The following is a 20,572-nucleotide window of genomic DNA, read 5'->3' as shown; positions in this document are numbered from 1 at the left end:
TCGCGTTATCCACGTAGTGATGCAGGATCCGCCATAAGCGTGTATCGTGCTCTCCTACAAATCGACTGATTGCATTCATCGGCATATCCTTGGCTAGTGCAATAATGAGTGCATCAAAGTGCAAGGTAAAGTAATGCTTCGGTTTATCCAGTGCCCACGGCACTTTAACCCGGGTAATGGAATTGCACTTGCCGCAATTCGTGCGAGGATGTTCGGCATGGATGTAGCATGGATACTCAAAGAAGTTGAGATGACGCCACGTACGATCATGGGTCGCGATATCTCGAACCGGTTGATCAGGCTCCCCGCAATTTGAACATGGGAACAATGCTCGCTTACGAAATTTGACATACACATCAAGTTGCTTGGCTTCAAGGCTAAACTCTACACGATCAATGTACCATGGTTCGGGAATATGAAGCAGTTCCTCAAGTTGACCTTCATTTAAATTTGCTGCAAACATATGAAAACACCTGTCCTCTACTGGGTTCTTAATTCCAGTATCGACAAGTCATTGCATTTATAACGGCGAAGAAGCCTTTTCTGCTGTTCCGTCAAGCGTTATTTGGAATGATCTCACTTCATATTCCATTAGCTGTTCAAATTTATCTTTATCAAGTAAATAGCCATTCGTCGTCATGCCCGCTCGATAATGAACATTGTTTTTCTTGCAAATCTCTATGATTTGTGGAGACATTTTCTTGATTATGTTAAACGATTTCAGCGGTTCTCCGCCAAACCAGTTAATTACCAGACTATTATATCTTCGCAATGTTTTCTCCAAAAACTTAAGGATGCCCTTTTGGACGGTTTCCTTCATTTCCGATTTAACAAAATCCTCATAACAATACACACAACGAAAATTGCAGTCTTCATTCGGCATCAAGATAAGTTCGAGGTTTCGCTTAAAGGACAACAAATTATATTTTTGTGCCGTGGCTAATTGAAACTCATCTACACTCTCACGAACAAAAAAACCTTTTTGAAATAAAAAAGTAATAATCTCAGAATTATTCTTATCATTTTGTGATAATTCCACTGTTTTTGTTTTCAGTAATCTCTTTACACGCTCTACTTGATCACCGGCAAAAACAGCGATTTTCCCGCGATAAGAATTATATAATCGGAGACTGTCTCCATCTTGAGTCATTACATTAAAACGTGACGGCTTAAGTATATTTTGTGCAACAGCAATTTCATCTGTTGTAACCAAATCAACACCTCCACCAAAAATATGTGATTACAGGAAGGGTATACCCCCCCTTCCTGTAACCGCTTTCTACAAAAGACAAAAAAAATTACCCGCCACACTGCACATTAATGATAATATCTCCATCTCTATTGCTCATTGCAAACATCTCTTCCACCTCTTCACACCTCCTTTCACTATACTCATTTTGAAATATATTCCATATATAACCTTTTGTCAATGTATACCATTAATATTTTATTTAAATAAAATATTCTAATTATTATTATGTTTTGGATACCTTTACATCGCGTGATTGGAAAATTTGTAGATAGAAGCAGGAAATCCCACAAATACGTCGAAAGAGAACGCACGAGCACGACAAAAACACGCACACAGCCGCTCTTCAATCATAGAGGTAAACACGTGCAAAGCTGACGGCTTGCGCAGGGAAAGGAGCCGTTTTGGCAATGAAACGCTTATCGCTTATTACTGCTCTACTTACAGCAATTTACCTTGTCCTCAACTCTCATGTCCCGACTCTCGTCAATCTATCGAATTCCTTCTTCATCATCGGGCTCCTCTATTTATGCATCGCTTTGTTCTGCCATGTCCGAAATATCGGATTTTTCAAATCTGTAAGTTACCATCTCCAGCGTAAAAGACAGGCTGAAGAGGCGGCCTATACCATCGATGCCGCAGGCGGAGAATCCATGTCCAAGCCGAAGCTGCATGAACATGCCGCCCGGATCGGCAGCGGCCCATGGCCGAACCGGCTGTTCTATCTGTTCGCGATTCCGCTTCTGCTCTGTTCAGTCGTGCTTGCATACGCTTCCATGTAGCGCAATAACAAAATCCGGCCGACCGCATCGGTTGCAGTCAGCCGGATTATTATCCGAGAGCTTGCACGGCGGATATCCAGCCCGTTCCCTTATTGGGACAGGCGGGTTGCCAGCTCGTACAGCTCCATATTGAATTCTTTTTTCGTGTTGACGACCTTGTCAATATCGGTTGCGACCAGTTCGCCGCGAATCATGCCGCATGCCTTGCCGGATTCGCCCTCCATCAGCTTGCGAACCGCGAAGTCGCCAAGACGGCTCGCCAGAATCCGGTCAAAAGCGGTTGGCGCTCCGCCGCGCTGGATATGTCCCAGTACCGTAACGCGAGGCTCGACCGTAGGGCAGCGCTCGATAATGCCTTGGGCCACGTCTTCGCCGCGTCCTACCCCTTCAGCGACGATGATGATACTGTGACGCTTGCCTGCTTCGAAGTTATACTTCATCCGCTGGGCCACTTCATCGATATCGAACGGCACTTCCGGCACCAGAATGGATTCCGCGCCGCTGGCCAGTCCGGCGTACAATGCGATGTCGCCGCAGTGACGACCCATAACTTCGACGACAGAGGACCGCTCATGGGAGCTCATCGTGTCGCGCAGCTTGTTCACGGCATCGACCACGACGCTGACGGCCGTATCGAATCCAATCGTATAGTCAGTATATGAGATGTCATTATCAATTGTTCCCGGAAGGGCCATTGTCTTGATTCCGAGCTTGCTGAGCTTGTTCGCACCCTGATAGGAGCCGTCGCCGCCGATGACAATCAAGCCGTCGATGCCATGCGCGCGCAGAATGTCCGCCCCTTTGCGCTGGCCTTCCTCGGTGCGGAATTCCTGACAGCGTGCCGATTGCAGAATCGTGCCGCCGCGCTGGATAATATCTCCGACGCTCCGCAGATCCATCGGACGGATATCCTGATTCAGGAGGCCTTGATAGCCGCGCTGAATGCCGAACACCTCGATTCCGTTGAATAAGGCTGACCGCACCACTGCGCGAATCGCCGCGTTCATACCCTGGGAGTCTCCCCCGCTCGTCAGGATAGCAATTTTTTTGACATCAGACATGTTGTTTCCTCCTAGTTCTCCTTATGCGTATGTTTACGTATCCAACGACTGTTGACCCAGAAGAACAATCGCATTAACGGACTATTCCGCATCAATCGCCGGCATACGCCCTGCACCTCAGCTTGGTCTCGTACTTTCGGATCGGACAGATACAGCGCCAGAAGCCCCTCGATAATCATCCGGTGGAAGCGTTCCTCCGGCAGCTTTTTCACCTGCTCCTTCGCCGCTTCCGCGATATGGCCAATCCGGTTCACAACCGCAGATTGGTTCGGGTAGTAATGACAGAAATTCAAATCTCCGCCTACCCGGTCTTCCTCCTGATCAATCAAATAATCGAGCAGGATGTGAAGTCCGCAAACATATGGAAAATAAGCTTCCCGGATGAGTCGGGCATCCTCCCTCGCAAGCCTGCCGTCGATCGAAGCGGCGAACAATTGGAACACGCCGAGAGTCGACCCCGTCGCCGCGGCGAACTCGTTCCACGTCAAATCCGGGAACCTGGCCTCATACTCCCGCCACCAGGCGAGCAGCGCTTCTTCCCGCTTCGCCGGATCGATATGCTTGTACACCTGAAGATCGGTATACAACCCGACGAGCCAGACGATATCCGTGCGGGCGGCTTCATAGCCGGGAAGCTGAGCGATACAGGCCCGGCATGTCTCCACCAATCCCCGCAAATACCCGCCGTCATCCTTGTCTTCCCTTAATGCGTAATAGTCGGACAGCGGGCGCTCGGGCTGGACGGCATCCAGCATCGATTGGTGCAGAAGCCGGAAATCATCCGGATCCAATGAGGTGCTGCGGTCGCACAGATTATCCAAATAATCGCTTATCGTCTGAAAAGCTACAATCAACGGAATCATGATGCCACGCGTCTCCGGCCGGATGGCAGCGTATACCGCGCCGCCCTGACAATGAAACTGCTTCGTGGCGATGCTGGCCAGGGCCTGTCTCCGCAGTTCTTCGTTCGGAATATTCTCTGCCCGCGCCCGCCAGGTATCCAGTTCGGAACGTACCCCCGGCAGGATGTATTTATAAACGCGGTACATGAGCCGCAACGGCCCTCTTGGAGCCACTGATCGGCTGAGCTTGTAATGGTCCAAGAATAACCTCCCGTTCTCCAGTCCTCCACCAGTGGATGCACTCATTTTAGCCAAAACTATTATATTACGAAGTGACTCTTTGCACAAACTATTCCCGCGCCTTTTGACACTAAAGATGGCTTTTGGCGACGGTATCCTGCTGCATCCGGAACCATAAATGCAGATCGTTGATGATGCTCGCCAGCTCCGCAATGTCCCAATTCAACCGGCAGGATGCTTCAAACCGTTCTTCCTCGTCCAGTTCGCGCTGCTTGGCGATAATGCGGCCCTCCAGCTGCTTTATCCGCTCCGGTATGCAGCTTCGGATGTCTTCCCAACGGGCGATCGCCTCAGCCTGTTCCGCGAAGCTCAACGATTCCCATGGCACGAGCAGCACCGGCAGCTCAATGCCAAGCCGTTCATCCCGCTCGAAACGATACCGATTCATTCCCGCGACCTTCTCCTCCCGCTTCCTCGCAGAAGCGACTTTTGCAGTTACTGTACCATTACGAGTCTGGAAAGTAAATGTCATCTGCCGCGAATCTCGCCCCGCATCCCCTAAAAGCATGATATACTATAGCATGCTTTCATTGATGCAATGCTTGACTTCACGGAGGGGAACATCATGTCGCAACCGGTTATGAAAAATCGTGACGCCCATTGGCTCCGCGCTTTTACCTTTTCCATATTCATGGCGTCATCCGTCGTTGTATCCTATTTGCCGCTTTATTATCAGGCGCTCGGGTTTACAAGCGTTCAGATTGGATTGCTCTACTCCATCGGACCGCTTATCTCCATCGTATCCAATCTGTTCTGGGGCATAACCAGCGATCGGCTCGGCACATTGAAAAAAGTTCTGATTCTGCTGCTGTGCGCCCAAATCATCCTGTCGCTTATTTTAAGTCAATTCGCCTCATTCGGGGCCGTGGTCCCCATTCTTATACTGTTCTATTTCTTTTATTTCCCGATCTTTCCGCTGAACGACAGCTTCTCTATCGTGACGGCGCAAGCTCAGGGCAAGAGCTTCATCGGCATCCGGGTGTTCGGCTCGATCGGGTTCGCCTTCGCCGCCCTGCTCTTCGGCATGGTGCTTCGCACGGCAGGCGCCATCTACACCGTATGGGTGCTCGTATTCATCGGAGTCTTGTCGCTCGGCATCGCCTTTTTCCTGACGGACAAGCGGGCATCGATGAAAAAAATGGAGTTCTCCGGACTGTGGGCGGTGCTCAGACAGCGCGAGGTGCTGCTGTTCTTCCTGTTCGTGCTGCTGCTCGCGATCGCGCACCGGTTGAACGAGGCCTTCCTCGGGGTGACGCTGACCGGACTTGGAGCGGACGAATCGCTCGTCGGCTGGGCCTGGATGCTGTCGGCGGTCAGCGAAATTCCGATCTTCTTCCTGCTCAATGCCTACGGCGATCGCTTCAAGGAGCTCCCGCTGCTTGCATTCTCCGGCTTGACCTATGCGATCCGGCTTCTGCTCGTAGCCAATCTCCAGGTCCCGGGCGCCATCGTGGCGACGCAGCTCATGCACAGCGTATCCTTCGGCATTTTTTATTTCGTGGCCGTCCGCTACATCAGCCGGGTTATACCCGAAGAATACCGTTCCACGGGACTCGCGCTCTATACAATCGTATGGTCGAGCATCGCCGGGCTGCTGAGCGGCACGCTCGGAGGCATGCTCCTTCAAGCCTATGGCAAGGACACCGTCTTCCATGTCGGGTCGACATTCGCCGTCGCGGCCTGCGCGGGCTTCCTCGCGATGGCCGTTCATTCCCGCTATGCAGAGACCGGGACCCGATGGCCGAGGCGCCGCCGTTAAGTCCCGCAAAATGGCCGTATTCCGCCGTGCTGACCATCGGCGCCAGGGAGACGTCGTTATCGCTCCGGCCAGAAAGCCGGAAATCATTGCATTCCGACATCACGGCCCGTATAATAGGATCAGGTCTTAGTATGTGGTACTAAATATTAGAGCATCAAGAGATGAACTGGAAATAACGTATCTTCAGTGCGGTTCATAAGGCCGGTTTCAGCGCCGCCTCGAACGGACTTTTTGGATCACCTCTTATACAACGAAGGAGAAATGATACGATGACGTTATATGATGCCGTGAAGGAAGTCATTCAGAGCCGCCGAAGCGTCCGCCGCTTCACGGAGCAACCCGTCGCCGTCGAAGACGTGAAGGAACTGATCGACTGCGCGCGGTATGCGCCCAGCGACACCAACTCGCAAACCTGGGAATTCATTGCGGTTATGAACCGGGACCGGATTCGGGAGATCGAGCAGTTGACCTGGGATGCGCTGCACGCCAAGGCGGCTGAAGCGGAAGAGCGGGGACTGGCCAAGGAAGCGCGCCTGCTCGTCAAATCGTTCGGCCCTTATGCCACCGCCTTCTCCGACGCCCCCGCCCTGATCATCGGTTTGGCGACGCCTTATACATCCAAGTTCCGCGATCGGATCTTCGATCCGATTCAGCTCGTTCCCGAGTCCGTATGGGAGGAAGAGGGCATCAAGAGCAGTTGTCTCGCACTCCAAAATCTAATGCTGGCCGCCCATGCCCGCGGCTTGGCAACCTGTCCGATGACCGGGCCCGTTCTGCTCGCCGCCGAACCAATCAAAGCGCTGCTCAACATTCCGCCGGATCGGCAGGTCAATATGGTGCTATCGCTTGGCTATGCCGCAGATACGCCGGCCAAGCTTCCACGCAAGCCGGTGGAAGAGATTCTCCGCATTATCGAATAATCGGATGCCATGGTTCCGGCCTTTTATACAGACAAGCCCCTCCATTCCCAATTCAGGTGAATGAGCCGAGGGGCTTGTCTTTGTTTTTTCTCCCAAATCGGCTTCCGAGTTCACTTTCCTAATCGTCCCATAACGTTACATCAATCCGGCAGCAGCAGCCGTTCCTGCTCATCCGGCTTGTACGGAACCCGCCCATACATCTGGCGGAACTGGACCGGCGTCATATGCTCCTGCTGCTTGAAGCGCTGGATAAAATAGCTTCCATGCCGGAACCCCGCCTCTCTTCCAACATCGGCGACGGCCATGTGCGGGCAGCTGATCAGGAGCTGCTTCGACTTCCGGATGCGAAGCCGGTTCACATATTGAAGCGGCCGCAACCCGAAGGCGCGGCGGAACAGGGTACAGACGTATTGCGGAGATACTTGCAGTCGGTCGGCCATTTGCTGCAGGGAGACATCCTCCTGGTAATGCTCGTGAATCCACTCGAGCAACGGGGCCAGCGGCTGCGCGCCTGGCTTGCGAGGCAAGCCCCTGTGATGCCGTCCGCATTCGGACCATGCCATCAACAGCTCATACGCCAGGGCGGACAAACGGGGGCCATGGCCGCCGTTCGCCCGTTCCAGCCAGGAAATCGCCCGCCGAATGGGCGCCAGCGTCTGCTCCGGATCGCTGACCGTCATGGCAGCCGATTGGTGGACGTGCACCATCGAGGTCAGCTCCTGAGCCAGCGCTCCGTGATAACCGAGCCAAAAGATGCCCCACGGCTCCTCCAGCGGCCGATATACATGCGGCACATTCGGGTACAGCAGCACCCCTTGGCCCGGACCGATCTCCACCGCCGGTCCGCCCTCCCATTGAAACATGCCCCGGCCGCTCGTGCATTGAAGCCACTGATAATCCGGATAACCGTGCGGGCGGATCGTCTCCAATTGATTCGTCCAGCTTCCTGCTGTCGTTACGACCAGCGGAAGCAGACGCTCTTCGTCTGTCAGAATGGGGAAATGGATGCAGTCCAATCGCTCCCCTCCTCGTCAAGGAAATATCGAGTTCTTTCATATTATTATATCCATTATAAAATCGTTAGATTGAAATGCAACGGATCAGGGCCCTATCATAAAGGGAGAACAGCTTCATATTGTGTCATTATTGTTCATTCATGTTTCCCGACAACGAGCGAGAGGATGATTTCTTTGACACTGCCCATCTGGAAAGATCCCACCAAGCTTCATCTGAACCGGCTGGATTCGAGAGCCTACTTCATTCCGCATGCCCAGGCGGACGATGCGCTGACCTATGAGAGAGGGCTGTCCCCCTTTTTCCAGCTGCTGAACGGGGAGTGGAAGTTCCACTACGCGCCTTCGCCGGAGCATGCGCCGAAGAACTTCGAGCAGCCGGAATATGAAGACGCGGCGTGGGATCGCATTCCCGTGCCTTCGAACTGGCAAATGGAAGGATACGGCGCTCCCGCCTATACCAATATTCTGTATCCGTTCCCTGTCGATCCGCCCCATGTTCCCAACGAGAATCCGACCGGCTCATACCGCCGCATGTTCTGGATCGACGAGTCCTGGACGGGCCGGAGAATCGTACTCCGCTTCGAAGGGGTGGACAGCGCCTATCATGTGTGGGTGAACGGCGTCCTTATCGGCTACAGCCAAGTAAGCCGCATGCCCTCCGAGTTCGATATTACCGATCATGTCCGTACCGGAGCGAACCTGATCGCCGTGCAAGTGTATCAGTGGAGCGACGGAACCTATCTCGAAGATCAGGACATGTGGTGGCTGAGCGGCATTTTTCGGGACGTCTACTTGTTGGCCTTTCCGGAAATACATCTGTGGGACATGACCTTGCGGACAACGCTAATCGACTCCGGCAAACAAGCCCGAGTGGACGTCGAAACTCTCTTTCACAATGCGGGCGGCTCCGCGCCCGGCGGCACCCTGTCCGTCACCCTGCTGGATCGCTCCTTGCAGCCGGCTGCCGAGACGGTTGCCATCGACATCGGGATGCTGCCCGCTGGAGAGACACGATCGATAAATACGGCTCTTGACGTGACGGAACCGAAGCTGTGGAGCGCCGAGACGCCTTACCTGTACCATTTGCTGCTGGAGTTGAAGGATGCCCGGGGCGAAGTCACGCAGACCGTCGCTCACCGGGTCGGCATCCGGGAAGTGAAGCTGGAGAACGGCAACCTGCGCGTAAACGGCCAGGCAGTCATGTTCAAAGGCGTGAACCGCCATGAATTCCATCCGGATCTCGGCCGGGCCGTGCCGCTAGCCACCATGATCGAAGATGTCAAGCTGATGAAGCGCTTCAACGTGAATGCAGTACGGACATCTCATTACCCGAACGATCCCCGCTTCTACGAGCTGTGCGATGAGTACGGACTGTACGTCATTGATGAGGCCGACCTGGAGACGCACGGGTTCCACCCTGCGGGAGATTGGTCCCGCCTCAGCAAGGACCCGGTCTGGACCGCCGCTTATGTCGATCGGATGGAGCGAATGGTCATGCGGGACAAAAACTTCGCGTGCATCGTCATGTGGTCGCTCGGCAATGAATCCGGCTGCGGGCCGAATCATGGCGCGATGGCGGAGTGGGCTCGCCGCTGCGACCCTACCCGGCCGATCCATTACGAGGGCGACTGGGACGATGAACTGGGCATGGATATTCATTCCCATATGTACACCTCCGTCCAGGAAGTGGAAGAGATTGCCGGCAATGACGACCCGCGGCCGTTCATCCTGTGTGAATTCGCCCATGCGATGGGCAACGGTCCGGGCGCATTCGAGGACTATGTAGAGCTGTTCTACCGTTACCCGAAGCTGCAGGGGGCCTTTGTCTGGGATTGGGTCGATCAGGGCATCCGCCGGTTCAGGGAGGACGGCCGGCAAGAGATGGCATATGGCGGAGAGTTCGGGGAGCGGATTCACGACGGCAACTTCTGCCTGAACGGGCTTATCGACGGCGATCGCCAGCCATGGCCGGCGCTGCACGAATACAAGAAGGCGATCGAACCCGTAAAAGTTGCCGCCATCGACGCCGCTTCCGGACGATTCGAAGTGGAGAACCGTTTTGACTTCCTGCCGTTGAATGTGCTGCAAGGCTTTTACACTGTCGTGGCCGACGGACGCATCGCTGCCAGCGGCAGCTTCCCCGTGCCGGACATCGCTCCCCGCCGCAAGGCGGCATGGACCTGGGACACCGGCCCGGCGCTGCGCGAACTCGCGCCTTCCCTGCTCGGGCAAGACGTGTGGCTGAAGCTGTCCTTCCGGACGCCAGTGAGCACGCCGTGGGCGGAAGCCGGCCATGAGCTGGCCTGGGCCCAGTTTCCGCTTGATCCGGCCGCATTTCTGGCTTCGGCTCCCGCGCGAAAGGTCCGGCAGCATGGCCGTACGGAACATGCCGCCGCGCCAATTGAAGTGCGGGAGGAGGAAGAAGCCTATATCTTGACCGGGCGGAGCTTCCGCCTCGATATCGATCGCCGCAGCGGCGTACTTCTCGCCTGGAAGGCCGAAGGCGCGGATCTGCTTACATCCGGCCCGCGGCTGCAATTGTGGCGCGCCGTCATTGACAATGACATGTACAACGTGCAGGAGTGGCGCTCCTTCGGTCTCCATCAGATGGATGAACGGGTGGACGAGGTTCAGGTCGATGCGTCCCATGCCGGCGAAGGAGTGGTTCGCATTATCCGCCGCACTCGCCTCGGCGCGCCAGCCTTGTCATGGGGACTCCGCTGCCGGCATGAATGGACGATCCGGCAGGACGGAACCGTCACCTTGCACGTTCACAGCACGCCGGAGGGCACTCATCCGCAGGTGATGCCGCGCTTCGGGTATGAGCTATCGGTTCCGGGCGCCTTCGATCGCTGCGCCTGGTACGGCCGCGGGCCGGGCGAGAGCTACGCAGACAGCAAGCAGGCAGCTCGACACGGTTGGTACGAAGCAAGCGTAGACGATCTGATGACCGCCTATGAGAAGCCGCAGGAGAACGGCAACCGGACCGACACGCGCTGGGCCGCCTGGACGAACCGCCGCGGATTCGGCCTGCTTGCGTTCAGCAGCGGCACGTTCGACTTCAGCGCCCATCGCTACACGATCGAAGACCTGGAGCGCGCGCCGCACCATGCGGTTCTGACGCCGCGGGAAAATATTATCATCCATCTGGACAAAGCCCAGCACGGCCTCGGCAGCAATAGCTGCGGACCAAAAGCGCTCCCCCGGCATGAACTCCGCGTAGACGACATCGCCTTTACGGTCACGCTCGTCCCGTTCAGCCGGGACGCGATTGCGCCGGATGCGCTGGCCCGCCGGCTTGCTTCCCTTCAGGCCGCGGACTAACGGATACAGGAACGGAGCCGCGATTCGCGGCTCCGTTCCTCTGCTTCCGCCGAGACATGGCCGCAGTCCGTCTTCAGCGGCTGGCTCCATAGAAAACCTTCATGGACGCTGGGCACAGATATGCTCATAGCTCCGCCACCTTATGGCCGGTATCCCCGCCGCGCAGGGAAATTGCAGCGAGTACCCGTGCCCTCTGCCGGCTTATAAGCGCTCTCCCCATCACTCAGGACCACGAACGGTTTATTTAGTATATATCCTGTATCCCTGTAACTCAGAAGCTCGCATGCTGCCTTACTTCCACTCGGCTTATCAGCAATCCCCGTGAATCAGAACTTTAAAGAAATTGATTCTGGTTGGCCTTATCATCATGTTTCTTCATGAAGAGTGAAATAGGAAATTATTGATTTAAACAGGGATTATTTTAAGTTGTATAGGGATGAATGACACGTAGCATGAGCGACGGGGATAGCGAGCGTAAGGCATTGCAGGGGTTTCATGAGCGACGGGGATCCCGGGGGCTAAAGAGTTGCGAAGCTATCCCTGCTCAGGAACCCGATCAAAAAAACAGCCCTGACCGGAGAGGTCAGGACTGTTGGTCGTGCTATTGTACACTATTTATAAATGAAGAGCCCGTCGCGGGCGTTTCATTATAATTTAATGACATTAGCAGCTTGTGGACCACGGTTTCCTTCGGAAATGTCGAATTCTACCGCTTGGCCTTCATCCAAGCTCTTGAATCCATCGCCTTGGATTGCGGAGTAGTGTACGAATACATCGTCACCGTTTTCCACTTGAATGAATCCGTAGCCTTTTTCTGCGTTAAACCATTTTACAGTACCTTTCAAAGTCAAAACCTCCTCACATAATCCACCCTTACAGGTGAATAATGTCATTATACTGGAGGTGTATGTGGAACGCAACTTTTTTTTGCCAATTCAATTTGATTTTCGCTCACGGCCTGGGTTATCATGATCCTTACAAGGATGCGCCAAGAAGGCAGGCGCTGCATGCAAGCCCTGTCCCGGCAACGCAGAAATGAGGTTTTCATTATGATGAAGAAGCATGTCATCTACAAGCATGACAAATGGAACATGATGACGGTCGAAGTGCAGGGCCGTCATATCGTATTGCGCGAGATATCCGATCAATGGGGAGAAGAGTGCCACAACTTCCTCAGCCGTCCGGCATTGCTGCACTGGGCAGAGCAGCGCTTCCCGAAGGAAGACTTCGCAGGCAAGGAAGAAGAGTGGCAGAACATTATGGATGCGTTCAAGCAAGTCTAGGCTTGCTTCGTTTCCACGGCATTATACCAGTTCGATGAAGGCAGGTCGCTTATGAATTCGTCAACCAATATTATTTTCATCATTTTGGCATTCTCGCTCGGAGCGATACTAGTATGGAAAAAGGATAGCGTGCCGCCTGCCCTTCGCCGCCCGATGGCTATCGCGGCGCTTCTGTTCCTCGTCTTTGCCTTTTTCCTGATTGTCTATTCCCTCTGGACCGCCGGCGCATAGATCCAGCGGCATCCGGGAGAACGTGTTAGACTCTCCCCCTGACGGCCATACTATTGAAGTATGTTCATCAAGTCACGTTACGTTGGCATGATGAACAAGAGCGACAGGTATGAATCCGGAATAAATCAGGGGGGTTCGGATGAATCGGCAACGCATCCTTATTATGCTCACCGTCATCTCAGTATTGGGTTCGACGTTGGTTCCGGCTTCCGCCATTTCCCGTCAGGAGACGGTGGCCCGTTCAGCCGCGAACTCATCGAATCCGTCCACAACGCAACAACCATTTAAGAGGAGGATACATATGCAGCAATTGATGAAACGCTCGGAAGTTCCGCAGGAATACCGCTGGAAGCTGCAAGACCTGTTCGGCTCCCGGGCTGAATGGGATAAGGAATATGAACTCGTGCTTCAATTGGTCGACAAAATGAAGCAATACCACGGCAAGCTGAATGAAGCCGCCGCGCTCAAGGCATGCTTTGAGCTGGAAGACGATATTTCCCTACATACGGAACGTTTATATGTATACGCCAACATGAGCCATCATGAGGATACCGCCGATCCGGTCTATCAGGCGCTGTCCGAGAAAGCGAAGCAATTGTCCGTCAAAGTCGGCGAAGCTCTATCGTTCATTACGCCGGAGGTTCTGTCCTTGTCCGATGAGGAGCTGGATCGCTTGATTGCCGATCCTTCCCTGTCCGCCTACCGCTTCACGCTCGTGGAGATGAAGCGCCAGAAGGCCCATGTGCTGAGCAAAGGCGAAGAAGCCCTGCTCGCGCAGGTCGGCAATCTGTCGAAGGCGCCGGAGACGATTTACAGCATGCTGAACAATGCGGACATGAAGTTTCCGAAAATCAAAAATGAAAAGGGCGAGGAAGTGGAATTGACGCATGGCCGTTACATCCAATTCCTGGAGAGCCGCAACCGCGACGTGCGCCGGGCTGCCTTCGAAGGCGTCTACTCTACATACCGCAAGCAGCGCAACACGATCGCGGCGACGCTGAGCGCCAACGTAACCAAGAATCTGTTCTACGCGCGGGCGCGCAAGTATCCGTCCGCCCTGGAAATGTACCTGTTCGGCGACAATATTCCGAAAGAGGTTTACACCAATCTGATTAACACGATTCACAAGCATTTGCCGCTCATGCACCGCTACATGAAGCTTCGCAAGGAGCTGCTTCAGGTCGACGAGCTTCATATGTACGATCTGTTCGCGCCGGTCGTCGAAGAGTTCGATATGGACATTACGTTCGAGGAAGCGAAAAAGATCGTCAAGGAAAGCCTGAAGCCGCTCGGCGAGAATTACCTGACAGCGCTCCAGGAAGGCTTCGACAACGGCTGGATCGACGTGTACGAGAACGAGGGCAAGCGGACCGGCGCTTACAGTTGGGGCGCTTACGGCACCCACCCGTACGTGCTTCTGAATCATAAAGACAATCTGAACAGCATGTTCACGCTCACCCATGAGATGGGCCATGCGCTGCACTCGTATTACTCGGACAGCAATCTGCCGTACCGCGACGCGCAGTACACGATCTTCCTCGCGGAAGTGGCATCGACGCTGAACGAGGCGCTGCTGATGGACTACATGCTGAAGAAGACGAACGACAAGAAAGAAAAAATGTATCTGCTCGCCTACTATATCGATCAATTCCGCACGACGGTGTTCCGCCAGACGATGTTCGCCGAGTTCGAATTGCTTATCCACGAGCATGCCGAGAAGGGCGAGGCGCTGACGCCGCAGCTCCTGTGCGAGATCTACTATGATCTGAACAAAAAGTATTATGGCGACGATATGGTTGTCGATCAAGACATCGAGATGGAATGGGCTCGCATTCCTCATTTCTATACGAGCTTCTACGTATACAAATACGCGACCGGCTTCTCTGCGGCGCAAAGCTTCGCGAAGCAGATTCTCGATGAAGGCCAGCCGGCGGTGGACCGCTACCTCGGCTTCTTGAAGAGCGGAGGGAGCGATTATTCGATTAACATTCTCCAAAAGGCCGGCGTCGACATGTCCGCACCTGCGCCGATTGAGGAAGGCATGAGCCTGCTGGAATCGCTGATTGAAGAAATGGAAAAGATGGCTGCGGAAAAATAAACAGAACGGATGGCGGATTCCTTGGACGAATCCGCCATTTCCTTTTGCTCCTCCCGGCGCGGCTGCTTGCCGAAGGCGCGGCTAACCCGTTCGACTCAGGAGCCGGGGCAAGTGAGAAATCACCTTGTGACGGAAGGAGTCGAATATTATACTGGAGGATAGATACATAGAAACCATGAGGAGGATGCCAGATGCGCATTCAATGGTCCTTGATAGCAGGGCTTATCTTCGCATTGATTACCGCCATCTTTGCCGTAATCAACGTGAATCCGGTACAAGTCAATCTGTTGTTCGGCACCTTCGAAGTGCCGCTCATCTTATTGATTCTCGGCTGCACGCTGCTTGGCGCCATCATTGTCGGCTCCTACAGCATCTATTTACAGTACCGATCGCAGAAGAAAATTCAACAGTTGGAGCAGCAGCTTGCCCAACTGTCGCCGGAGGGGATCGCAGCGGAAGCGGAAATGCCGCTTCCGCCGGCCAACGAAGAGGTTCAAGGATTTACGTCCGAGAAACGAAATCAGGAGGACCTGGCATAGCGGCTTGCCTTCGGCAAGCCGTTCCGGCTTATTTTCCAATACCGAGGAGGAATTCGTACGATGAATCAACCACACTCCCTGTCATCCCAGCCGCTGCGCGCTGATATTGACGAGAACTATGTCGCCTCCGTGCTCATGGAATTGCTGAACACCCCGTCTCCGACGGGCTACACCCATCATGTCATGAAGCGGATTGAAGTCGAAGCCACGCAGCTCGGTTACTCCTTCGAGTTGACTCGCAAAGGCTGCGGCGTCATTCGCGTTCCGGGAACGAACCGTGACACCGGCAAGGTCATCGGTTTGTCCGCCCACGTCGATACGCTGGGCGCCATGGTCCGATCGATTCATAGCGACGGTACGCTCCGTCTTACTTCCGTAGGCGGATTCATGATGCAGTCGATGGAAAATGAATACTGCCAAATTCACACCCGCAGCGGCAAAGTTTATACAGGCACGATTATGAGCAATCATCCGTCTGTGCACGTATATTCCGATGCCCGCGACTACCGCCGCGAGGAAGCGAACATGATCGTGCGCATCGACGAGCCGGTGCATTCGAAGCAGGATACGGAGCAGCTCGGTATCCACACCGGGGATTACGTATCGTTCGACGCCCGCCCGGTGCGCCTGCCGAACGGCTATATCAAATCCCGCCATCTGGATGACAAAGCGAGCGTCTCCGCCTTGTTCGGCATGCTGGAGAGCATGAAGCGCACAGGCTGGCAGCCTCTTCACGATACCGTCGTCTTTATTACCAATTATGAAGAAATCGGCCATGGCGCTTCGTATATTCCCCAGGAAATAACCGAAATGATCGCCATCGACATGGGTTGCATCGGCGATGATCTCGCCTGCAAGGAAACCGATGTCTCGATCTGCGCCAAAGATTCGTCCGGCCCTTACGATTACATGATGACGAGCCGACTGATTGCATTGGCTGAACGGGAAGGCATCGACTACGCCGTTGACGTCTATCCGCACTACGGTTCGGACGCATCCGCGGCGCTGCGCGGCGGCAATAATATTCGCGCCGCGCTCATCGGTCCGGGCGTGCATGCGTCCCATGCGATGGAGCGCACCCATTTGAAGGCCGTGCTGAACACGGCCCGGCTCGCCGCGGCGTATATTACCGAAGCATAATGCAAAGACAGGGGACGGGCGCTTCCGGAAGACGGGGGCTCGCCCCTGTCTTCGTTCGACGGAGCCCTTCTGCTTAAGCGCTGCCCAACTATCAGGAGTGCGCGCAGATGGGACATAAGAAAGCTCTATGAAGGAGGAATTGGCATGAAAGAAAAATTCTCTGCCCTGGTCGTCGACAAGACCGCAGACGGGGAGGTCCACGCCGCCGTGCGGGAACAAACGCTTGCCGATCTGCCGGAAGGCAGCGTGACGATACGCGTCGCCTATTCGGGCGTCAACTTCAAGGATGCCCTCGCCTGCTCGGCCGACGGGCACATCGTCAAGACCTACCCGTTCGTTCCGGGCATCGACCTGTCCGGCATCGTCGCCGCGAGCGACGATCCGCGCTTCACGCCGGGACAACGCGTCCTCGTCACCGGATATGAGCTTGGCGTGTCGCATTTCGGCGGACTGAGCGAATATGCCCGCGTTCCCGGCGACTGGATCGTGCCGCTGCCGGAAGGGCTGAGCCTGCGCGATGCAATGGCTTTCGGCACGGCCGGCCTGACGGCGGCCATGGCTGTCGAGCGCCTGGAGCGGCATGGCTTGCGCCCTGGCGACGGCCCGGTGCTCGTCACCGGCGCCAGCGGCGGCGTCGGCTCGCTGGCGATCGCCATGCTGGCGCAGCTTGGCTGCGAGGTCGTCGCAGCCAGCGGCAAGCCGGAGCTAAGCGATGCGCTCCGGCGCCTCGGAGCCGCCAGCGTCGTATCCCGCGACGACTGGCGGCCGGAACGCCCGCGCGCGCTGGACAAGCAGCGCTGGGCTGGCGTCGTGGACGTCTGCGGAGGCGGCATCCTGGCCGCCGCAGTCGCTTCCACGAAGTATGGCGGCGCTGTGGCCGCCACGGGCATGACGGCGGGAGGAGATTGGCCCGCCAGCGTATTTCCGTTCATCCTGCGGGGCATCACGCTTTATGGCATCGACTCCGTATATGCGCCGCAGGAGCTGCGGTTGAAGCTGTGGAGCCGCATGGCCTCCGATTGGCGAGATGCCGTCCGCTTCGATGGCTGGGTGCGGGAGCTCCGGCTGGAGGACGTGCCGGCCTATGTGCGGACGATGAGAGAAGGCGGCATTTCCGGCCGCGCCATCGTCCGCCTGAGCGGAGACGGAGAATAGGACGCGAATTCACGGGCTAATGCTAATGGTCCGCGATTCTTCTGTCAACGGCAACAGACCGAGCGAATCCCCCGCTCGGTCTGTTTTTCTATGTGTGCGCCATGGCTATGCCCGGCCCTGGTCCCGCTTGTACTGCTCCCACCGCTCGCGCAGCTTCCGGGCCACATCATCCAGCGGCTCCGTGAACGCGACGACCGGCAGATTCACCGTCGCCTCGACCATGCCGCGATTGGCGCGGAGAAGCGTGCGCTTCCAGGATGGAAGAGGGGCCAGCACGCGCTCAGGCTTCTCGACCTTGATGCCGATGAAGCGTTGATTCATGAATTGGTAGACGTAAATATCGGTCACTTCATCCCAATTCACTTCGCCCACGCTGCTGAGCGAGGCATTGTCCACGAACCCTTGTTCATGCAGGATAAGGGAAGGACGAGGCGCAAGGATGCGCCACAGAGAGTAAATTAGCGTTATGGCGAAGAAGCAGGCGCAAATGGCGCCTATCGCGACCGCAAAGCCTTCCGCTGCACTCATGAGGAGTATCCCTACCGCTACGAACAATGCCGATCCGAGGAGGATAGGAAACATTTTGCGCTTGCTTGGATACAACTTTTCGGACCCGGAATACGAATGCATCGATTCCAATACACATGACCTCCCGCTTACCGAATCTATTATTATATACACATCGGTTGGTACTTTGTAACACCCTATTCCGCGGGCAAGTCCCTGACCTCGGAAACATCCGGACACATCTGGATACATACGGATACATACGGATACATACGGATACATACGGATACAGACCTGGACAAGCGCCCGGGAGCAAGCTGCCGCCCAACCCTAGACGTTCGTTCGGAGCCGAAGGAGAAAGTCTTCCTCCCCTTACTTTTGCTTTTCCGCCTCGATCTGTTCCGCAAGCTCGCTCAAATAAGTCCACCGCTCCATCAGCGCTTCAAGCCGCTGCTGAGCCGCGCTTTCTTCCTTCATCAATTCCTGCAGCCGCGCCGAATCGCTGAACGCCAGTTCCATCTCCCGCTGGATCTGTTGAATGCACTCCTCTGCCTCCATAATGTCGTCTTCAATTCGCTCATATTCGCGTTCTTCCTTGTAGGACATTTTCAGTCTCGGCTTCCGTTCCGGCCGTTCCGATTTGCCTGCCGGGGCGGCTTCCGCCGGCGTCTGCGCCTTCGGCTTCGGCTCGTCGGCCTCCTTGCCGTGCCGCGACTTCCATTCCATATACTCGCTATAGTTCCCGACATGCTGGCGAATGGAGCCGTCTTCGAACGACCAGATTCGTTCAGCGACACGATCAAGGAAATAGCGATCATGAGAGACCGCGATGACGACCCCCGGGAACTCGTCCAAATACTCTTCCAGCACGGCAAGCGTCTGTACGTCCAGGTCGTTCGTCGGCTCATCGAGCAGCAGCACATTCGGCGCTTCCATCAGCATGCGAAGCAGCTGCAAGCGCCGCTTCTCTCCCCCGGATAGCTTGCCGATCACCGTCCACTGCATCGCAGGCTCGAACAGGAACCGCTCCAGCATTTGCGCCGCCGTTATGGACTCGCCGTCGGCTGTGCGAACCGTCTCGGCCGCTTCGCGGATATATTCAATCACTCGCATCGACTCGTCCATCTCCGCATGCTCCTGGGTGAAGAAGCCGATGCGGACGGTCGGCCCGAGCACGATCGAACCGCCGTCCGGCTGGCGCTCGCCGGCAATGATGCGCAGAAGCGTCGACTTGCCGCTTCCATTCGGGCCGATGATGCCGATGCGGTCCTCCGGCACCGCGATATAGCTAAGCCCCTGGAACAGCGTCCGATCCGCCAGTTTGGCCTGAAGGTCGTCTATCTCCATAATTTTTTTCCCGAGACGGGCGGAGGCTGCCGAGATGTCCACTTGTCCGTTCTGCCCCGGCCCCTCCTGCTTCTGCAGCGCCTCGAAGCGCTCAATCCGGGCCTTCTGCTTCGTCGTCCGCGCTCTCGCTCCGCGCCGGATCCAGGCCAGCTCCTGACGGAGCAGATTCTGGCGCTTGTCCTCCGACGCCGCTTCCCGCGCCTCGCGGTCTGCCTTGAGCTCCAGGAAGCGCGTATAATTAGCCTCATAGAAGAACGCCCGTCCCCGATCCAACTCCACGATCCGGTTCGCTACCCGATCCAGGAAATAGCGGTCATGCGTAATCATCAACAGCGCGCCGCTTCGCTTCTGCAGCATCGTCTCCAGCCAAGTGACCGTGTCGTTGTCGATATGGTTCGTCGGCTCGTCAAGCAGAAGCAGATCCGACGGATGGATCAGCGCCGCCGCGAGGGCGACGCGCTTGCGCTGCCCGCCGGACAACTCCCCCATCTTGGCTCCGAATTGGACCAGTCCGAGCCGGGACAGAATCGACTTCGCCTCGCTCTCCAACTGCCAGGCCTGGAGCCGATCCATATCATCGGTCGCCCGGATCAATGCCGCCTGCGCCGCTTCATCTCCCGGCCGCTGCGCGGCCCGTTCCAGCGCTTCCGTATATACGCGCACCGCCGTCATGTCGGGAGCGTTCCCGCCCAGCACCTGATCCAGAATGGTCGCCTCCGGATCGAATTCAGGCTCCTGCGGCACGAAGCGAATCGTAATCCGGCTGCCGGCCAGCACCTTGCCTTGCTCGGGCTGTTCCCAACCCGCGATTGTGCGCAGAAAGGTCGATTTCCCCGTCCCGTTGACGCCGATAATGCCGAAGCGATCCCCTTCCTCTATGCCGAAGGATACATCCCGGAACAGTATTTTGTCGCCATAGCTTTTGCCCAGCTCTTCAATCGTCATGATGTGCATCTTGCGTTCCCCCATTCCAGTCCTGTCTGCTTCCCCAGGCGGTCCGTCATGCCCCGCATGCCACA

At 55.8% G+C, this 20,572-nt stretch carries 20 protein-coding genes; 10 read left to right on the top strand and 10 right to left on the bottom strand.

The window, feature by feature from the left end; all coding sequences use genetic code 11:
* Both ABD76_RS12790 and ABD76_RS12785 read right to left on the bottom strand, forming a co-directional pair.
* Positions 1 to 463, bottom strand: a 463-nt coding sequence (locus tag ABD76_RS12790; protein WP_197254405.1) for a helix-turn-helix domain-containing protein, incomplete at its 3' end; no start/stop codon positions are given.
* A 57-nt stretch (positions 464 to 520) separates the two neighbouring features.
* Entirely contained in the window at positions 521 to 1,213 is a 693-nt protein-coding gene (locus ABD76_RS12785; protein ID WP_197257388.1) for a radical SAM protein, read from the bottom strand.
* A gap of 446 nt (positions 1,214 to 1,659) precedes the next feature.
* Here ABD76_RS12785 and ABD76_RS12780 point away from each other — a divergent pair, with 446 nt between their 5' ends.
* Positions 1,660 to 2,031: a DUF3899 domain-containing protein gene (locus tag ABD76_RS12780; protein ID WP_197257386.1), complete on the top strand. Its 372-nt coding sequence runs from the start codon at positions 1,660 to 1,662 to the stop codon at positions 2,029 to 2,031.
* A gap of 89 nt (positions 2,032 to 2,120) precedes the next feature.
* Here ABD76_RS12780 and pfkA read toward each other — a convergent pair whose 3' ends face one another.
* The 3 genes from pfkA to ABD76_RS12765 all read right to left on the bottom strand — a co-directional run bounded on the left by pfkA (position 2,121) and on the right by ABD76_RS12765 (position 4,622).
* Positions 2,121 to 3,092 (bottom strand): 6-phosphofructokinase, encoded by a 972-nt coding sequence (gene pfkA / locus ABD76_RS12775; RefSeq protein WP_197257384.1) that lies wholly within the window; start codon positions 3,090 to 3,092, stop codon positions 2,121 to 2,123.
* 11 nt (positions 3,093 to 3,103) lie between these two features.
* On the bottom strand, positions 3,104 to 4,141 hold the full coding sequence (locus tag ABD76_RS12770) for a tetraprenyl-beta-curcumene synthase family protein (RefSeq protein WP_197257403.1): 1,038 nt from the start codon (positions 4,139 to 4,141) through the stop codon (positions 3,104 to 3,106).
* 163 nt (positions 4,142 to 4,304) lie between these two features.
* Positions 4,305 to 4,622, bottom strand: coding sequence for a hypothetical protein (locus ABD76_RS12765; RefSeq protein WP_197257382.1), 318 nt, complete (start codon positions 4,620 to 4,622; stop codon positions 4,305 to 4,307).
* 177 nt (positions 4,623 to 4,799) lie between these two features.
* Between ABD76_RS12765 and ABD76_RS12760 the strand changes: the two genes are divergently transcribed.
* Positions 4,800 to 5,993, top strand: a complete 1,194-nt coding sequence (locus tag ABD76_RS12760) for an MFS transporter (RefSeq protein ID WP_197257380.1) — start codon at positions 4,800 to 4,802, stop codon at positions 5,991 to 5,993.
* 269 nt (positions 5,994 to 6,262) lie between these two features.
* Positions 6,263 to 6,913 (top strand): nitroreductase family protein, encoded by a 651-nt coding sequence (locus ABD76_RS12755; RefSeq protein WP_197257378.1) that lies wholly within the window; start codon positions 6,263 to 6,265, stop codon positions 6,911 to 6,913.
* 140 nt (positions 6,914 to 7,053) lie between these two features.
* Here the strand turns inward: ABD76_RS12755 and ABD76_RS12750 are convergent, their stop codons facing one another.
* Positions 7,054 to 7,929: a helix-turn-helix transcriptional regulator gene (locus ABD76_RS12750; protein ID WP_197257376.1), complete on the bottom strand. Its 876-nt coding sequence runs from the start codon at positions 7,927 to 7,929 to the stop codon at positions 7,054 to 7,056.
* A gap of 165 nt (positions 7,930 to 8,094) precedes the next feature.
* Here ABD76_RS12750 and ABD76_RS12745 point away from each other — a divergent pair, with 165 nt between their 5' ends.
* Positions 8,095 to 11,253 (top strand): glycoside hydrolase family 2 TIM barrel-domain containing protein, encoded by a 3,159-nt coding sequence (locus ABD76_RS12745; protein ID WP_420901942.1) that lies wholly within the window; start codon positions 8,095 to 8,097, stop codon positions 11,251 to 11,253.
* On the opposite strand, the gene ABD76_RS30195 is transcribed toward ABD76_RS12745, so the two are convergent.
* Complete coding sequence (locus ABD76_RS30195) at positions 11,250 to 11,381, bottom strand: hypothetical protein (protein WP_275100810.1); 132 nt, start codon at positions 11,379 to 11,381, stop codon at positions 11,250 to 11,252. The genes ABD76_RS12745 and ABD76_RS30195 overlap by 4 nt on opposite strands.
* A gap of 519 nt (positions 11,382 to 11,900) precedes the next feature.
* A complete protein-coding gene (locus ABD76_RS12740; protein ID WP_197257372.1) occupies positions 11,901 to 12,146 on the bottom strand; it encodes a cold shock domain-containing protein in 246 nt (81 codons plus the stop codon).
* A gap of 156 nt (positions 12,147 to 12,302) precedes the next feature.
* On the opposite strand from ABD76_RS12740, the gene ABD76_RS12735 reads away from it, so the two are divergent.
* The 6 genes from ABD76_RS12735 (at position 12,303) to ABD76_RS12710 (ending at position 17,699) form a co-directional block, all read left to right on the top strand.
* Positions 12,303 to 12,536, top strand: a complete 234-nt coding sequence (locus ABD76_RS12735) for a hypothetical protein (RefSeq protein WP_168180779.1) — start codon at positions 12,303 to 12,305, stop codon at positions 12,534 to 12,536.
* 51 nt (positions 12,537 to 12,587) lie between these two features.
* Positions 12,588 to 12,767, top strand: a complete 180-nt coding sequence (locus ABD76_RS12730; protein WP_197257370.1) for a hypothetical protein — start codon at positions 12,588 to 12,590, stop codon at positions 12,765 to 12,767.
* A gap of 301 nt (positions 12,768 to 13,068) precedes the next feature.
* Entirely contained in the window at positions 13,069 to 14,865 is a 1,797-nt protein-coding gene (gene pepF / locus ABD76_RS12725) for an oligoendopeptidase F (RefSeq protein WP_197257402.1), read from the top strand.
* Between the two features lie 191 nt (positions 14,866 to 15,056).
* On the top strand, positions 15,057 to 15,404 hold the full coding sequence (locus ABD76_RS12720; protein WP_197257369.1) for a LapA family protein: 348 nt from the start codon (positions 15,057 to 15,059) through the stop codon (positions 15,402 to 15,404).
* Positions 15,405 to 15,464: 60 nt separating this feature from the next.
* Positions 15,465 to 16,544: a M42 family metallopeptidase gene (locus tag ABD76_RS12715; RefSeq protein WP_197257367.1), complete on the top strand. Its 1,080-nt coding sequence runs from the start codon at positions 15,465 to 15,467 to the stop codon at positions 16,542 to 16,544.
* Positions 16,545 to 16,688: 144 nt separating this feature from the next.
* Positions 16,689 to 17,699: an oxidoreductase gene (locus tag ABD76_RS12710; protein WP_197257365.1), complete on the top strand. Its 1,011-nt coding sequence runs from the start codon at positions 16,689 to 16,691 to the stop codon at positions 17,697 to 17,699.
* A 105-nt stretch (positions 17,700 to 17,804) separates the two neighbouring features.
* On the opposite strand, the gene ABD76_RS12705 is transcribed toward ABD76_RS12710, so the two are convergent.
* Positions 17,805 to 18,281 (bottom strand): STM3941 family protein, encoded by a 477-nt coding sequence (locus tag ABD76_RS12705; RefSeq protein ID WP_338125112.1) that lies wholly within the window; start codon positions 18,279 to 18,281, stop codon positions 17,805 to 17,807.
* A 297-nt stretch (positions 18,282 to 18,578) separates the two neighbouring features.
* Entirely contained in the window at positions 18,579 to 20,507 is a 1,929-nt protein-coding gene (locus ABD76_RS12700) for an ABC-F family ATP-binding cassette domain-containing protein (RefSeq protein WP_197257400.1), read from the bottom strand.
* Positions 20,508 to 20,572: the final 65 nt, after the last annotated feature.

It is taken from the genome of Paenibacillus dendritiformis (assembly GCF_015845845.1).
GTDB lineage: Bacteria > Bacillota > Bacilli > Paenibacillales > Paenibacillaceae > Paenibacillus_B > Paenibacillus_B dendritiformis_C.
Note: the sequence above shows the minus strand (reverse complement) of the source record. Positions and strands in the feature narration are given on the sequence as shown.

Coding starts and splice junctions, on each gene's coding strand:
- ABD76_RS12780 (WP_197257386.1), top strand. CDS start 1,660: ATGAAACGCTTATCGCTTATTACTGCTCTACTTACAGCAATTTACCTT.
- pfkA (WP_197257384.1), bottom strand. CDS start 3,092: ATGTCTGATGTCAAAAAAATTGCTATCCTGACGAGCGGGGGAGACTCC.
- ABD76_RS12770 (WP_197257403.1), bottom strand. CDS start 4,141: ATGTACCGCGTTTATAAATACATCCTGCCGGGGGTACGTTCCGAACTG.
- ABD76_RS12765 (WP_197257382.1), bottom strand. CDS start 4,622: ATGAATCGGTATCGTTTCGAGCGGGATGAACGGCTTGGCATTGAGCTG.
- ABD76_RS12760 (WP_197257380.1), top strand. CDS start 4,800: ATGTCGCAACCGGTTATGAAAAATCGTGACGCCCATTGGCTCCGCGCT.
- ABD76_RS12755 (WP_197257378.1), top strand. CDS start 6,263: ATGACGTTATATGATGCCGTGAAGGAAGTCATTCAGAGCCGCCGAAGC.
- ABD76_RS12745 (WP_420901942.1), top strand. CDS start 8,095: ATGATTTCTTTGACACTGCCCATCTGGAAAGATCCCACCAAGCTTCAT.
- ABD76_RS30195 (WP_275100810.1), bottom strand. CDS start 11,381: ATGAGCATATCTGTGCCCAGCGTCCATGAAGGTTTTCTATGGAGCCAG.
- ABD76_RS12740 (WP_197257372.1), bottom strand. CDS start 12,146: ATGACATTATTCACCTGTAAGGGTGGATTATGTGAGGAGGTTTTGACT.
- ABD76_RS12735 (WP_168180779.1), top strand. CDS start 12,303: ATGATGAAGAAGCATGTCATCTACAAGCATGACAAATGGAACATGATG.
- ABD76_RS12730 (WP_197257370.1), top strand. CDS start 12,588: ATGAATTCGTCAACCAATATTATTTTCATCATTTTGGCATTCTCGCTC.
- pepF (WP_197257402.1), top strand. CDS start 13,069: ATGCAGCAATTGATGAAACGCTCGGAAGTTCCGCAGGAATACCGCTGG.
- ABD76_RS12720 (WP_197257369.1), top strand. CDS start 15,057: ATGCGCATTCAATGGTCCTTGATAGCAGGGCTTATCTTCGCATTGATT.
- ABD76_RS12715 (WP_197257367.1), top strand. CDS start 15,465: ATGAATCAACCACACTCCCTGTCATCCCAGCCGCTGCGCGCTGATATT.
- ABD76_RS12710 (WP_197257365.1), top strand. CDS start 16,689: ATGAAAGAAAAATTCTCTGCCCTGGTCGTCGACAAGACCGCAGACGGG.
- ABD76_RS12705 (WP_338125112.1), bottom strand. CDS start 18,281: ATGTTTCCTATCCTCCTCGGATCGGCATTGTTCGTAGCGGTAGGGATA.
- ABD76_RS12700 (WP_197257400.1), bottom strand. CDS start 20,507: ATGCACATCATGACGATTGAAGAGCTGGGCAAAAGCTATGGCGACAAA.